At 44.9% G+C, this 16,105-nt stretch carries 11 protein-coding genes; 10 read left to right on the top strand and 1 reads right to left on the bottom strand.

What is annotated here, in order from left to right; translation table 11 throughout:
* The first annotated feature begins 3 nt into the window (after window positions 1–3).
* The 3 genes from plsX (at window position 4) to F8L24_RS10285 (ending at window position 3,084) form a co-directional block, all read left to right on the top strand.
* The gene (gene plsX / locus F8L24_RS10295; protein ID WP_294955345.1) at window positions 4–993 is read left to right on the top strand and encodes a phosphate acyltransferase PlsX; all 990 of its coding nucleotides are present in this window, start codon (window positions 4–6) and stop codon (window positions 991–993) included.
* Between the two features lie 112 nt (window positions 994–1,105).
* Window positions 1,106–2,122 carry a beta-ketoacyl-ACP synthase III gene (locus F8L24_RS10290; protein ID WP_294955343.1) on the top strand — a complete coding sequence of 339 codons (1,017 nt, stop codon included), beginning with the start codon at window positions 1,106–1,108 and terminating at the stop codon, window positions 2,120–2,122.
* 149 nt (window positions 2,123–2,271) lie between these two features.
* Window positions 2,272–3,084: a TIGR00282 family metallophosphoesterase gene (locus F8L24_RS10285; protein ID WP_294955387.1), complete on the top strand. Its 813-nt coding sequence runs from the start codon at window positions 2,272–2,274 to the stop codon at window positions 3,082–3,084.
* A gap of 24 nt (window positions 3,085–3,108) precedes the next feature.
* On the opposite strand, the gene F8L24_RS10280 is transcribed toward F8L24_RS10285, so the two are convergent.
* Window positions 3,109–5,076: a DNA polymerase III subunit gamma/tau gene (locus F8L24_RS10280; protein ID WP_294955342.1), complete on the bottom strand. Its 1,968-nt coding sequence runs from the start codon at window positions 5,074–5,076 to the stop codon at window positions 3,109–3,111.
* A gap of 91 nt (window positions 5,077–5,167) precedes the next feature.
* Between F8L24_RS10280 and F8L24_RS10275 the strand changes: the two genes are divergently transcribed.
* The 7 genes from F8L24_RS10275 to F8L24_RS10245 all read left to right on the top strand — a co-directional run bounded on the left by F8L24_RS10275 (window position 5,168) and on the right by F8L24_RS10245 (window position 16,091).
* Complete coding sequence (locus F8L24_RS10275) at window positions 5,168–6,049, top strand: neutral zinc metallopeptidase (protein ID WP_294955340.1); 882 nt, start codon at window positions 5,168–5,170, stop codon at window positions 6,047–6,049.
* Between the two features lie 102 nt (window positions 6,050–6,151).
* Window positions 6,152–8,593 carry a leucine--tRNA ligase gene (gene leuS / locus F8L24_RS10270; protein ID WP_294955339.1) on the top strand — a complete coding sequence of 814 codons (2,442 nt, stop codon included), beginning with the start codon at window positions 6,152–6,154 and terminating at the stop codon, window positions 8,591–8,593.
* Window positions 8,594–8,702: 109 nt separating this feature from the next.
* Window positions 8,703–9,266, top strand: coding sequence for a hypothetical protein (locus F8L24_RS10265; RefSeq protein ID WP_294955337.1), 564 nt, complete (start codon window positions 8,703–8,705; stop codon window positions 9,264–9,266).
* 2 nt (window positions 9,267–9,268) lie between these two features.
* Window positions 9,269–10,474, top strand: coding sequence for a Mur ligase family protein (locus F8L24_RS10260; protein WP_294955335.1), 1,206 nt, complete (start codon window positions 9,269–9,271; stop codon window positions 10,472–10,474).
* A gap of 72 nt (window positions 10,475–10,546) precedes the next feature.
* Window positions 10,547–13,522: a transcription-repair coupling factor gene (mfd, locus tag F8L24_RS10255; protein WP_294955386.1), complete on the top strand. Its 2,976-nt coding sequence runs from the start codon at window positions 10,547–10,549 to the stop codon at window positions 13,520–13,522.
* Between the two features lie 116 nt (window positions 13,523–13,638).
* Entirely contained in the window at window positions 13,639–14,310 is a 672-nt protein-coding gene (locus F8L24_RS10250; RefSeq protein ID WP_294955333.1) for a response regulator transcription factor, read from the top strand.
* On the top strand, window positions 14,307–16,091 hold the full coding sequence (locus F8L24_RS10245) for a cache domain-containing protein (RefSeq protein WP_294955331.1): 1,785 nt from the start codon (window positions 14,307–14,309) through the stop codon (window positions 16,089–16,091). Before F8L24_RS10250 ends, F8L24_RS10245 begins: the two co-directional genes overlap by 4 nt.
* Window positions 16,092–16,105 lie beyond the last annotated feature (14 nt).

Below are 16,105 nucleotides of genomic sequence, written 5' to 3'. Positions count from 1 at the left end.
TCCATGATTAAAATTGCAATTGATGCAATGGGTGGGGACTTTGGTCCCGAACCTATTATCGAAGGTGTGGTCCAGGCGCTTGAAGAGAAGAAATATTTGCCTATACTTGTAGGTGACAAAGAAGAGATACTTTCATTACTTCCCCAATACTATATCGACAAAGTAGAGATTGTAGAATCGACAGATGTCATAGATATGAGCGACCATGCCACCAATGCACTCAGGCGGAAAGATTCATCCATCTACAAAGCGGTTGAACTCGTGCGCAACAAAGAAGCGGATGCAGTGCTTTCTGCGGGACACAGCGGTGCGACCATGACACTGGCAACCCTGCGGATCGGACGTTTGCCATATATTTCAAAACCTGCTCTGGCTACATTGATGCCGAGTCTGGGCAAGAACAAAACACTGGTACTGGATGTTGGTGCTGTAACAGACTGTAACGCACAAAACCTGTATGAGTTCGGTGCCATGGGTGAAGCATATGTTGAAAAGATACTCGGTATTCGCAATCCCCGTGTGGGTCTGCTCTCCAACGGTTCGGAAGAGAGTAAGGGAAATGCCTTGACCAAAGAAGCCTTCGGCCTGCTGAAAGACCTTCGCGGGTTTGTAGGCAATGTCGAAGGGAAAGATATCTTTAACGGCAATGTTGACGTTGTGGTCTGTGACGGCTTTACGGGAAATATTCTGCTGAAAACGAGCGAAGGGGTTGTGACGACTGTTTTTACTTTGATGAAACAGTATATTCGAAAATCACTGCCTGCCAAGATCGGTGCTTTGATGATGCGGAAAAAAGTATTTGTCAATATGAAGAGACAGGTTGATAAAGATGAGTATGGCGGAGCACCGCTTCTCGGGGTGGACGGATGTGCCATAGTATCCCACGGTGCCTCCAATGCAAAAGCGATCAAGAATGCTATCTTCCAGGCTATTCTGTATACCCAGTCGGATGTGAACAAAGAGATCGAAGAACTGCTCGGAAAAAATAAATAATTCAAAGGATTTACTGTCAGAGTGAATCCTTTCTCCCTCCCAAAAACTTTTTTTTAGAGCACTCATTAGAATATTATGGTAAAATATGTCCAATATTTTGTCAAGGATAGTTATGTCACAAACAAAACCACTCTATGCCTCTTTCCGCTCCATCGGCGCTTATGTCCCTTCTAAAATTTTAAGCAATACCGAACTTGAAAAGATGGTAGATACTACAGATGAATGGATCGTCAAGCGTACAGGAATCAAAGAACGGCATATTGCAGCTGAAGATGAATATACGAGTGATATGGGTACCAAAGCGGCAGAACTTGCCATCAGCCGTGCAGGACTTGAAACAGAAGACATTGATCTTGTTCTGTGTGCAACGGTGACGCCTGACTACTTCAATATGCCTTCAACTGCCTGTATCATTTCCGATAAACTGGGCATTAAAAACGTACAGGCTTTTGATATTTCTGCCGCCTGCAGCGGGTTTGTCTATCTGCTTACTGTGGCAAAAGCTTTTATTGAATCGGGTATGAAAAAGAATGTACTGATCATCGGTGCAGAGAAATTCTCTACCATTGTGGACTACACAGACAGAAGTACCTGTATTCTGTTTGGCGATGGTGCCGGAGCGGCAGTGATCTGTGCAACGGACAATAAAGAAGAAGCCTTTGTCGATGTACATGCAAGTGCGGATGGATCTTATGCCGATTTTCTTGTAACTCCTGCACCCGGAGCGATCAATCCTGTCAGTGAGAAAGTCATAAAAGAAGGGTTGAATTTTGTACGGATGAAGGGAAATGAAACCTTTAAGCTGGCAGTGAAAACTTTGACAAAAGATGTGAAAGAAATTCTCGAAAAAAATGAGATACATGCAGAAAACATCCCTCACTTTATTCCTCATCAGGCGAATTACCGCATTATCAAAGCTGTTGGAGATGCACTCAATATGCGTGAGGATCAGGTAGTACTGACGGTACATAAGTACGGTAATACGTCCGCAGCATCCATCCCTATGGCTATTAATGATATTTATGAGTCAGGACGGCTCAAAAAAGGCGAATTAATGCTGCTGGATACATTTGGCGGCGGACTCACCTGGGCAAGTGCACTTCTTCCTTTTGCCGGGGAAAATATTTAACTTATTTTTATTTTGCCTACCTCCCGTTTGAAGTGAGGCATTGTTCCTCTCTTCATTTTTTTAGAAATAACGAAGCAAAAAATCGTCACGGCTCTCGAATCGCTTCGCTTTCAAGGGCGTTTGCCGTGACAGAATATGAAAGGGATGCTTTGAAGATAGGATTTATAGGGGATATCGTCGGTAAACCCGGACGTTTGATGATCAAACGGCATCTCAAACGCCTGCAGCAGGAACACTTTATTGATGTTACGATCGCCAATTACGAAAATGCTTCCCACGGTTTCGGGTTGACACAGAAGAACTGCGAGGAACTGTTGGGGTACGGTATCGATATCATGACCGGAGGGAATCACAGCTTCGACAAAAAAGAGATTTTGAATCTTTTTGATGAGTATCCGCTCATCCGCCCGATCAATTATCCGGCCGATACTCCGGGAGAGGGCCTTTTCAGAATAAGACAGGCAGGTCATGAAATAGCCGTGATCAATCTGATGGGGCACTACACAATGCCGATGGTGGATAATCCTTTTACTATGATCCAAGCTGTAGTGAGCACCCTCAAAGAAGAAGGTATCAGACATATTGTTATTGATATGCATGCCGAAGCATCCAGTGAAAAACAGGCACTTCTGCATATGCTGAAAGAGGATGTTTCTGCTGTTTTGGGGACTCATACCCATGTAGGTACAGATGATCTCCAGGTGGTTGAAGGTTGCTGCTATGTGACTGATGTTGGTCTGACAGGATGCAGAGATGGTGTGATAGGGATGTCCAGTGCTATACCGGTCAAACGTTTTTTAACGGGGATAGGCGGCCATTTTGATGTACCGGACACATGCAAATCGCTTTTTCAGATGATTGTTTTTGAATTGGATGGGAATGGCCGCTGTATCGGAGCAGAGAAGATAAAGATCTATGACGAGAAGCCTAAAATAGTGACACAAGCCTGGCAGGAAGCGTAGGGCCGGTAATTTCCCGCCAATGCTTTATGTATTTCTTTTTATTCTGACTTTTTTGGGATTGAAGAGTGCAATCGCTTCTTTGATCATGGGTTCTTCCAGGAGGGAAGAGGGATCTTTCTCTTTGGCCGCCTCAGTGCTGCCTGCTTCGGGGGCGATACAGGAACTTTTCATTTCAATATCTTCTATCATCGAGGCGCTGCCGTCCTCGCCACATGACGCAGCAGGTATGTTTTCAGGCGGTGTTTCTACCGGGAGACTGCTTTCTTGGGTGATCGTTTTTTTTTTAGCGATATTGACTATTTTGGTTTCGTATCCGAAGAGATCTTTAACGAACATATTGATGAGACCCCAATTGTTGATGAGCATCTTTTTCTCTTCTTCCTCTGCCGTGGAACTCCAGGTCAGCTTGTGTTCGGCGAAGCTTTCAAATTCGATATTTCTTTCAAAGCAGCTTCCCAGATCGTAGTTCCGGTCATAGATCTTGGAGACAAGTTCTTTGAACCTGTCCGTGTTGGGTGTTGCACGCTGGGTGTTGAGCGGAGATATGTTTTCCTGTATTTTAGTCTGGGTATTGACTGTTTCTTCTGTCTCGTGCAGGGCGGATCCATCTACCTTCTGCGTATGTTCTTTTTGACTGCTTGCTTCAGTCTTTACAAGCGGCCGGGTTTGCATTTCTGCTTCATGTGTCTGTGTTTCAATGGAATCGGCGGATGAATCTGTGTTGTGTACTGTTTTAAGCTCCTGCCCATGAGCGGACAAATCCTCAGCAGGTACTTTTTCTTCTGTATCTTTTACGCTTAATGCGGCATTCCGACTGTCGGATCTGGGTATTGTCGCTACAATCTCTTCTTCAGTAATAGTGATCACTTTTGGGGGAGCAGCAAGATCGGGAACCGGTGTGGAAACCATGATCTCCGAGACTTCAACACCTTTGAGTTCTTTTTCAAGGCCGCGTATCATTGTATCTATATCTCTGATCTCCAGCGCTTCCATCATTTTGAAAAGTGCGAGTGAAAGGACGAACTCTCCGTCACTTCCAAGGGAAAGCAGACTTTTGGACTGGGCAATAATGCGGAAAAAACGCTCGATGATCATAGGACTGAGCGTGCTGTTCCCCGTAAGCAGAAGTTCTTTAAGGTACAGTGTCAGCTCATCAAGGATCATTTCTGCTTCATAATCGGAGGCAAGTTTGATGAATTCGAGAATTTTTACAGTGTCTTTCTGAAGGATATTGCCAAGCAGGGCTTCCAGCAGACTCGGTTCAATAATACCGAGCATACCGGTGACCGTGCCGACATCCACAAAATTCTTGGAGTAGACAATGGCCTGGTCGAGAAGGGTAAGTGAGTCCCTCAGGCTTCCTGCACCCGAGCGGGCGATGATTTCAAGTGCTTCTTTCTCATACCCTGTTTTTTCAAGGTTGAGGATATGTTCCAGATGGTTCAGTACGAGATTCTGTGGGATTTTTTTGAACCTGAAGTGCTGTGTACGTGAAAGGATGGTGGCAGGCAGCTTCAGCGGATCGGTGGTTGCGAGAATGAATTTGACGAAATCCGGCGGTTCTTCGAGTGTTTTCAGCAGGGCATTGAATGCCTGGGAAGTCAGCATATGGACTTCATCGATGATGAAGATCTTGTAGCGTGCCGAACTGGGTTTGTATTTGGTATGTTCAATAAGGTCTTTGATGTCATCGATACCACGGTTGGACGCCGCATCCATCTCGATAATATCCATATGCCGGTTTTCGGCAGCCATAATGCAGTGGGTACAGGTACCGCAGGGACGGGAAGTCGGACCCTGTTCACACAGCAGTGCCTTGGCGAAAATACGTGCAGTGGAAGTCTTTCCGCTCCCTCTGAGCCCGGAAAAAAGGTAGGCATGGGAGAGTCTGTTCCCGTCGAGTGCAAGGGAAAGGGTCTGAGAGACTGCATCCTGTCCGATCAGGTCGTCAAAGGTGGCAGGACGGTATTTTCTTGCTAAGGCTAATGACACAGAGGCTCCTCATTTTTCAGTATATATATTGTAGTTAAATTTTACTTTTGGTTGGTATAATCGGATAAGAAAAAAGCATCAAGGATGAGCGATGAGAATGGATAACGAAGAGGAGAGCAGGAACGTTGACGACCGGCGTGCTTCGACCGGAAAAGGCGGTGGTCTCGATATGCGTACAATGGTGATGCTGTGGCCGATAGTGAAACCTCTGCTGCGTTCCAAACTGGGACTGCTGATCGTCGGTGCAGTTGCAGTTGCCTATCTCATGGGTTACAATCCTCTGTCTCTGGTTGGTGTCGGCAGTTCTTCTGCTCATCATGTCAACAGAGCAGAAGATGAAAAACGTGCGGTATTCATTAAAAAAGTGCTTAAAAGTACGGAAGATGTATGGACAGAAGTGCTGGCGCAGTACGGTATGCGCTACAGTAAACCGGTCATGGTACTGTACCGGGGATATACCCGAAGCGGCTGCGGAAGTGCACAGTCTCAAATGGGACCTTTCTACTGTCCTGTGGACAAGAAAGTCTATCTTGATCTTGGTTTTTTTGATGAGCTTGCCCAGCGTCACAATGCACCGGGAGATTTTGCACAGGCCTATGTGCTGGCACATGAGATCGGCCATCATGTCCAGGATATCCAGGGTACGCTTGACAAAGTGCAGCGCTTGAAGCAGCGTTGGGGAGGCAGCAGTGCAAAAGCGAATGCCCTGCAGGTAAGAGTCGAGCTTCAGGCAGACTGTTATGCCGGTATATGGGGCCACTATGCGCAGAAAAAATTCCATATGCTTGAACCCGGTGATGCAGAAGAAGCGCTGCGTGCCGCTTCGTCCATCGGTGATGATACCCTGCAAAAAGAGGCTACGGGGCATGTGCGTCCCGACACTTTTACACATGGGAGTTCCCGACAGCGTGTGGCGTGGTTCAAACGCGGATTTGAGTCCGGCGATATGAGGCAATGCAATACGTTTCAATAACGTATACATTGCCTGCACTCTGCAAACCGTTGACACAACTACTCCTAACCCCATCTTTGCTATAATCCTGGCAATTAAACAACTATACATAAGCGAGAAATTATGAGTTATACTCCCGGTGAGATTGAAGCAAAGTGGCAGAAAATATGGGAAGAGGAACAGGCTTTCGAGCCCTCCGATTCGCATGAGCAGAAGAAAAAATATATTTTGAGTATGTTCCCGTTCCCCAGCGGACGTCTGCATATGGGGCATGTAAGGAACTATGCGATCGGTGATGCATTCGCCCGCTATTACAGAAAACAGGATTTCAATGTGCTGCACCCCATAGGCTGGGATGCTTTTGGTATGCCTGCGGAGAATGCTGCGATCAAACACGGAAAACATCCCAGGGAATGGACTTACAGCAATATTGACTATATGCGCAAAGAGCTTAACTCACTGGGGCTTTCTTTTTCGAAAACACGTGAATTCGCGACCTGTGATCCGCTCTATACCAAGCATGAGCAGAAGTTTATTATTGAAATGTTTGAAAAAGGTCTGCTTTACCGTGAGAGTACCACGGTCAACTGGTGTGAATCGTGTCATACGGTACTGGCGAACGAGCAGGTTGAAGAAGGGTGCTGCTGGCGCTGTGACAATGAAGTGCAGCTTAAAGAGATGCCCGGGTATTATCTCGATATCATCAGATATGCAGATGAACTGCTTGACGACCTGGAACAGCTTGAGGGAAAATGGCCTTCGCAGGTCATTGCAATGCAGCGCAACTGGATAGGAAAATCACAGGGGCTGGAATTCAGATTTGAACTGAGTGAAGAGAGCCGAAAGAAGCTTAACGGCAAGTTTGACGGCTATGAAGTCTTTACTACCCGCCCCGATACGCTCTTCGGGATAACCTATTCAGCGCTGGCGGCCGAACATCCTATTACCAAATATATGCTTGAACATGGACTGTTGGATACCAGGACGGCAGAGAAGATCAAAGCCATCAGCAATATGACTGAAGTGGAGCGTGCACAGCAGGGCAAAGAGGGGTATCCGCTCGGTATTTCCGTGATCCATCCCCAAACAGGGGAAGAGATCCCGGTTTGGGTTGCCAACTTTGTACTTGCTTCGTACGGCGGCGGTGCTGTCATGGCAGTACCGGCGCATGATGAGAGAGATTTTGAATTTGCCACGAAGTATGCTTTGCCGATAAAACGTGTCATCGAGGGCGGCAGTGAACTTCCCTATACCGGTCCGGGTACACTTAGGGACAGCGGCCGTTTTTCCTGTGTGGACAATGAAGAGGCAAAGACTGCCATTATAAATATAATGGAAGAAGAGGGCAAGGGCAGAGGAACGACCAATTACAAACTGCGCAACTGGGGTATCAGCCGTCAGCGCTATTGGGGAGCACCGATTCCATTTGTGCATTGTCCCAGCTGCGGTCTGGTCCCCGAAAAAAGAGAGAACCTTCCTGTTGCACTGCCCGAAGATGTAGAGATCACCGGCGAGGGGAACCCTCTGGAAAACCATCCGACATGGAAGTACTGTGCCTGCCCGAAATGCGGGCAGGATGCTGTCCGGGAGACGGATACCCTCGATACCTTTGTACAGTCCAGCTGGTATCAGTTCCGCTATGCGACCAATCCGAAGCGATGGAATGAAGTGGGCATTGACAAAGCAGATGCAAATTACTGGTTGGGAGTAGATCAGTATATCGGAGGTATTGAGCATGCGATCCTTCACCTGCTCTATGCACGTTTCTTTACCAAGGTGCTGCGTGATCTTGGCCACCATGACATTGATGAGCCTTTCAACAGGCTTTTGACACAGGGAATGGTGCTGATGGACGGTGCCAAAATGAGCAAGTCCAAAGGCAATACAGTCGATCCGGATGCACTGGTGGAGAAATACGGTGCCGATACGGCACGGCTCTTTATCCTTTTTGCCGCACCGCCGCAAAAAGAGCTGGAATGGAATGACTCTGCGGTCGAAGGGGCATTCCGGTTTATTAAAAAACTGTATGACAGAAAATCGAAAGTGACAGGAAGCACATTGCCGGATATCGATCAGGAAAGTCTGGACAAAGCATCGAAACTGGCACGTGTAAAAGTGTATGAGGCGTTGCAGAAATCCACGGATGTCTATGAAAAAACTTTTGCATTCAATACACTGATTGCGGCCTGTATGGAAGCATTGAATGCACTGGACAAGCAGAACAACGGAGCGGTTTGGACGGAAGGCATGTTCATTATGCTCAACCTGCTTGAGCCTATCATTCCGCATACAGCGGCCGAATTGAGTGAAATGCTTTTTAACAGAAAGAATTTTAACGCGGTGCTTGAAGTGAAAGAGGAAGTTTTCGTTCAGGAAAGTATACTCTATGTGGTAATGATCGGCGGTAAAAAACGGACCGAGATAGAAGTTTCTCCGTCTGCTGCCAAAGATGAAATACTTGCCGCCGCCAAAGAGGCAGGAAGCAAATGGCTTCAGGGAATGCAGATCGTCAAAGAGATCGTTGTACCGGGTAAGCTGGTTAACCTGGCGGTGAAGCCGGCTTAAGCGGTATAGTGCGCCTGACCGAAGGGACAAGTGCCCTTGGGGTGAATCATTAAGAGTGAATAGTGAAAGTAAAGCAAATTTTGCTTTTATTCAATGAAGAAGAAAGAATATGAATCTAATAAGTAATCATTTTGCGCACCAAAACAAACCGACACTATTTACGTTAATAGCAGCAGGGATGCTGCTGTTGACCGCCTGCGGATATAAGCCTTCCTCCCATCTCATCCGTCATGTTTTTTCAGACAAGATATATGTCAAAGTGGTGATAGACAGGGTGGAACCGGAGAATGCACCGTATGTCAAGGACGAAATGAACCGGCTTGTCTATACACGTTTTAAAGGACATCTTGTGCCCAAAGAACAGGCTGAAAGCCGGATACGTATAGATTACAAAGGGAGTACATTTACCCCGCTTGCCTATGAGAATGGTTATGTGGTACGCTACCGTGCCAATATACGGGTGAAGTTCGATATGGTTACCAAGCAGGGTGAACTTTCCAAAACAATCTCTTCTATTTTCGAGTCGGATATCGAAGAAAGTTCTCTGACCTCTTCCGCACTGAGGACCGAAGCGATCCGCAAAGGACTGGGAAAAGCGCTCAATGAATTCCTTGCCTATGCCAGTGCGAAAGGCATGCTGGTGGAAAACGGGCAGGCAGCAGGTACCCGTTAGCAGTGGAAATTTTGTCAATCATAGAATTTTTAGCACAAAAACCGCTCTATTACAAAGAGATTGACCATGAACGTGTACAGAGTGCATACAGGATGCTTCAACCGCACATCAGCCGTCCGGGAACCATTCATGTCGTCGGTACGAACGGCAAGGGTTCAACAGGAAGGATGATCGCCCATCTTGCTTTCTTTGGAGCAGACAGCAGGAAGCAGGGAACAGGTACGTCGGTCGGTCATTATACGTCACCGCATATTTTAACCTTCAATGAACGCATCTGGCTCAATGGGGAAGATGCTTCAGATGAAGTGTTGGAATTGGCACACCAAAGACTTTTTGCTATTTTGGGAAAGAAAATGAGTGAAGCACTCACCTATTTTGAATATACGACCCTTTTGGCATTCGTGGTGTTTGAAAAATGTGACCTTATGGTACTTGAAGCGGGTCTTGGCGGGGAATTTGATGCAAGCAATGTCTGCGACAAGGAACTTTCCGTCATTACGCCCATAGGCATAGACCATCAGGCTTTTTTGGGAAATTCCATTGAAGAGATCGCTGCTACAAAGATACGGAGTATTCAAAAGAGCGTATTATTGGCACCGCAGCCGTATGAAGAGGTGGTTGAGGTGGCAGAAAGGATTGTATCTGAGGCAGGGGCATCTCTTGTGCTTGCCCGGAGTATGGATGATATCTATCCTGCAGAATTTGGAAAAAATATCCTGAAGTTGAAAAATATCGCGAAGCAAAAAGGCTGGCCCAAATATCTTGCAGACAATGCTGTGGTAGCGATTCAGGCACTTGATATATTGCAACTTCCCTATAATGTGGATACTTTGTCATCGTTGGAACTTTTCGGACGTTTTTACCCCCTAGCCAAAAATATCCGTATTGATGTAGGGCATAATCCTCTGGCGGCCGGAGTGGTCGCTGAAGCAATGGAGCCGGATACGGTACTGGTTTACAACGCTCTGGATGATAAAGATTATGAAAAAGTTTTGACAATACTGAAACCAAAAGTGAAAAGAGTGGAGATCATCAGGATCGACTCACAGCGTGCAACGACGCTTGAAAATATAGAAAAAGCATTGAACCGTGTTGACATATCCTACCGGCATTTCGAGCATACTATCGATCAAAAAGAACATTACCTGGTATTTGGATCATTTTATACGGTTGAAGCCTTTTTAAAGTCATATGACGATGGTGAGTAACCCGTATCCTGTGAGGAATCCTGCAGAGCGGATGCAATCCGCTTTTAAAGGTAAAATTTGGAGAAAAGCGTGATCTATCAAAGCAACATATACGAATATTTGGAAGAGCTGAAAGAAGAGAAACTGCTTCTGTGCAAAGATGACAAAGAAGCAGAGCAGATACGTGATGTATCTGTACTGCTCGGGTTTGACACTTTCGTCCTGCCCGACCTTCGGGTCAATACGGGAGAAGACCTGCGTGCCTATGGAGAAGATATTCAAGTCCTTTTTTCCCAGCTTTCTGCCTATTATCGTTCTGAAAAACGAAAAATAATGGTTGCACCGGTCCGTACGGTACTGTTGCCGTTTGCGAAACCGGAGTATTTTTCTCGGCATATACTGGAGTTTGGCGATACTGTTGATCTGAACGAATTGAAAGAAAAACTGTACCATTGGGGATACCATTTTACCGATATTGCTGCGGGCAGAGGAGAGGTATCGTTCCGTGGAGATATTATCGATATCTTTCCCACCAATGCTGAAAAACCGTACCGTATATCTCTTTTTGATGATGAAATAGAATCGATTCAGCATTATGACGAAACAACACAGAAACGTTTTGAAGAAGAGTTGGAGCGTGCCGTTTTTATCCCGGCTTTTCTTGCACTTGACAAAGAACAGTTTGAGGCGCTCAAAGGCAGAGTAGAGAGAAGCAGTTACGATACGTTCGTCAAAGATATAGATTCTCTGGGACTTTGGCACCTTGAAGATCTCGGTGAAAACGCGCTTCGCCAGTTCAGTACCGTATGGGCAAGCAATCTGGATGATGAGCTCAAAGAGATTTATGAACTGGGAGAACCTCTGGTCCCCAGAAAAGATTTTCTGCTTCCGGCTGTTCCGGAAGGGAACCGGTACCGCGACCTTGAAGCGGTCGATCCTAACAAACTGCTCGAAATGCATAAAGACAAACAGATCACGGTTATTGCAAAGAACGAGAGTATTGTACGGGGTTCGGAGTTAAGCAGTTTTGAGAATATTGATTTTGTTTACCAGGAGGGTATCGTCAATCTCATAGGGGATGACAAACTCATTATTTCTCTCAACAAACCGCTTAAGAAAAAAAGGGTCAAAAAAGCGACGATCATTCTTGATGAGCTCAAACCAGGTGATTATGTGGTGCATGAGAATCATGGCGTAGGGATATTCAAAGGGATCGAAAAACGTGATGTACTTGGTGCGACCAGTGAATTTGTGGTGATCTTTTACCAAAATGAGGATTCGCTGCTCATTCCTGTTTCAAGTCTTGAAGTCATAGACCGTTATGTGGCGGAAGGAGGTGCTCTTCCGGTACTGGATAGACTGGGGAAAGCGAGTTTCAGGAAGCTTAAGGGAAAAGTGAAGGAAAAGCTTTTCGCTATCGCCTCCCAGATCATCAATCTTTCTGCCCAACGCCATCTTAAAAAAGGGATCCAGATGAAAATAGACAGGGAAGAGCATACGCTTTTCATGTCTAAAGCAGGATTTCTTCATACCGAAGACCAGGAGAAGGCCATCAATGAAATGCTGGATGATATGAGTTCGGGCAGGATGATGGACCGGCTGCTCTCTGCGGATGTAGGGTTCGGAAAAACAGAAGTGGCGATGAACGGAATGTTCGTGTCCGTGAAGAACGGTTATCAGGCAATGATGATCGCGCCTACGACCCTGCTCAGTTCCCAGCACTACAAGAGCCTGAAGGAGCGTTTCTATGACTATGGTATCAGCGTAGCCAAACTTGACCGGTTCTCTACGGCCAAAGAGAAGAACGCGATACTCAGAGGGCTTGAGGAGGGAACGATTGATGTGGTGGTCGGTACCCATGCGCTGCTCAAAGCAAAGTTCAAGAATCTTGCACTGGTGGTCATTGATGAAGAACATAAGTTCGGGGTAAAGCAGAAAGAGGCTCTTAAAGAGATTTCCATTGATGTACATCTGCTTTCAATGTCGGCTACTCCGATACCGCGTTCTCTGAACCTGGCACTCTCCGAAGTCAAAAGTTTTTCCGAAATACTTACCCCGCCGACAGAACGTCAGGGTGTGCGTACGTTTGTTAAGAGTTACGATACCAAAGTGATTAAAGAAGCTGTTTTACGTGAAATGCGCCGCGGAGGACAGATATTTTATGTGTTCAATTCCATTGCAGGTATAGAAGAGAAGAAGAAGGCTCTACTTGATATTTTGCCCAAACTCCGTATTGCCGTTCTGCACTCCAGGATCTCGGCAAAAGAGACAGAAGATGAAATGATGAAGTTCGAGGATGGGGAGTATGATGTGCTGCTCTCCACATCTATTGTTGAGTCCGGTATTCATATGCCCCATGCCAATACAATGATCGTGGACGGTGCAGACAATTTCGGTATAGCCGATCTGCATCAGCTGAGAGGCCGTGTCGGCCGCGGCGGCAGGGAAGGGTACTGTTATTTTATGGTGACAGACAAAGACAGACTGACCGAAAATGCAAGAAAGAGACTCATTGCACTCGAGTCCCACTCCGATCTCGGCTCCGGTGCCGTTCTGGCGTTTCATGACCTTGAAATACGCGGCGGCGGGAACATTATCGGTGAAGCGCAGAGCGGGCATATCAAGCAGATCGGTTATTCACTTTACCTGCGTATGCTTGAAGATGCTATACGCGAACTTTCCGGGCAGGATAAGGAAGTGGCACATAATATCGATATGAAACTGGCTATTGATGCCTACCTGAGTGAGGAACTTATCGAAGAAGACAGGCTGCGCCTTGAACTCTACCGCCGGCTTTCCCTGTGTGAAACTACAGGTGAAGTCTATGAGATTGAAGCTGAGATCGCGGACCGTTTCGGAAAGCTTGACACGATCACCCGCCAGTTCATTGATGTCATGGTCATGAAAGTACTGGCAAGAGAACAAGGCATTTCCAAAGTTTCTTCCTACGGTGAGAATGTTTTCATCGAATTCCGGGAAGAGGGAACAGAACGGGTAGTACTCAAATCAGGAAGCAAAGATGACGATGATATTATTGCAACGGCAATGGGGTACCTGAAAGGGAAATAACATTTACACAGGAGTACGGCAACGACTACAGATTTTTATTTTCTGATTTAAGATATTTTCTGACACACATTTGCCACAATTTCATGTTATAATTCAGAAAATGAGGGGGGTAGGTGATGTATGATTCCCTAAAAGATAAAACGGCACTTTATATTGAGGATGAAGTAGATGTTCTTCAAAATATTTCTGAGCTTTTAAGTCATTTTTTTAAAACATTTTATACTGCTTCCGATGGTGAGACAGGGTATCAGACCTTTTTGGAGCATGAGATAGATGTACTGCTTGTTGATATTGAACTGCCCAAAATGAATGGTATTGAACTGATCAAAAAGATCAGAGAAACCCACAAAGAACTTCCGGTGGTGGTGATCTCTGCTTATACAAACACTGATTATCTTTTGGAATCCATAGAATTGAATTTGGACAAATACATCGTAAAACCGCTTACTTCCAGAAAGATCCATCTTTTGCTCGAAACACTGAACAGCGATTTTTTGGAAGATAATGTCCTGGAACTGGACCGTGATGTGTTCATTTATACAAAAGAATCATTGTTGAGAGCGAATGGTATAGAACATGCTCTGACCCGGAAAGAGTTGAAGTTTTTAACTGTGATCGCACGAAAAGGTATTGTAACGTATGATGAAATCATAGCATTATGGGAAGAGGGTATGCCCACAGAAAATGCTATACGTTCATTTATAAAACATTTGAGGAAAAAACTACCGGATGATCTGATCAAAAACAGAAATACCGTAGGGTACTACAAAGAGAGAGATCGAGGATGAGGTGGAATGTTAAGCCTTCTTTCCGCTTGACGACACTGATCGTACTGTTCCCGCTTGTTGCACTTCTTCTCTATGGAGGACTTTCACATCTTTTCTTTTTTTATTCTCAGCGTAAAGAGATTAAAAGAGAGGCGCTAAAGTATGAACAGACCTTGATGGATATGGAAGGGAACCGGCTTCGCGACAGAGTGGAAAACATGGTACAGTTTGTGCGCTATTATGACAGCAAAAGCAGCAACAAGATCAAAAAAGATGCCAAAAGTATTGTCAACCTTGCTGTGAATGTTACCAATAATCTCTATGCTAAATATAAAGATACACTGGATGAGAACGCATTGAAAAAAATGATCATCAGTGCACTTGAAGGGATTAAGTTCGAGGGTGATCTCGGGTATCTTTTCCTTATTGATATGCAGGGGAATATCTTTGTGCATATCGATCCGGAAATGGTAGGTACGAACATTATGAACATACAGGATGTCCAGGGAAAATATATTGTCAGGGAATTTACAAAAGTGTTGCGTGAAAAAGGAGAAGGGTTTGTAGATTACTACTGGTATATTGTCAGTGAAGACCGCAAAGAAATGCATTATAAGATTTCTTATGTAAAACTGCTTGACTGTTACAACTGGTATGTTGGTGCAGGAGAATACCTGAAATATATGAAAAGAGATGTACGTAAAGATATTTTGACGTATATCAAAGACAATCATCAATTTACAGACGGATATTTTTTTGTTTCAAACTCTAAACACAAGATCATTTATGCTCCTGATGATATCAATACTTCAGGAGAGACAAAAAAAGGCTTTTTGGCCCGCTATGTACAAAAGGGTCTGTATCGGGACAAGCATTACATGGCATATACGGACTATATACCGGAATATGACTGGTACATTACCGCAGTGGAAAATCTCAAATCAATCCAGAAAAACAGTGATTTTCAGAAAAAACAAAATGAATTGAAACGGGAAGCAAATATAAAGATCAATTACTATCTTATGCTCTTTACCTGGGTCATCTCTATTTTATTGTCACTCTATCTCTCTTCGATCCTGAATCGGAAATTGAAAAATTATGAATCCAGACTTAAAGAGACCAATGAAAAACTTGTATTTCAGTCTAGACAGGCATTGCTGGGTGAACTCCTCCCCATGATCGCGCACCAGTGGCGTCAGCCGATCAACAAGATCGCTTCTATTTTGGCACTGCTGCGGTTTAATGTAGATAAAAAGGTGGGGTGTGACAAACTGGATGCCTATTACAAAGATATGGAAAACAATATAGAGTTCATGTCAGAGACGATTGATGATTTCAGAACATTCTATCAGCCCAAAGACCAGAGTTCTGTGGAAGATCTCAAAGCACTGATCCTCAAGTCTATAGAATTTGTAGAAGGTTCTATTCGTAAGAAAGATATTCAGCTTTATACACAGCTTGAAGAAGTTTCCTATTCTCTGTATCAAAATGAATTTTTGCAGGTGATGATAAACCTCATTAAAAATGCGGTGGATTCTCTGCCGGTCAAAGGTAAAATAAAAGTGGTATTGAACCAAAAAAACCATATTGTCACCATTATTGTAGAAGATAACGGGAAGGGAATTGACCCCCAAAATATTGAAAAAGTATTTGATCCCTATTTTACCACCAAAGAAGATTCCATGGGACTTGGACTGTATATGACGAAGATCATTATTGAGAAACACATGAGCGGTACTGTTCGTATAGAACAGCTTTCGCCGGGTACCAGGTTTATTATCGAACTTTATCAAAATACATAAGCGTTTCCTTTGCC

Origin of the sequence: Sulfurovum sp. (assembly GCF_015493435.1) — a bacterium.
Classification (GTDB): domain Bacteria; phylum Campylobacterota; class Campylobacteria; order Campylobacterales; family Sulfurovaceae; genus Sulfurovum.
The sequence above is the reverse complement of the archived record's forward strand: the minus strand, read 5'-3'. Positions and strand labels throughout refer to the sequence as shown.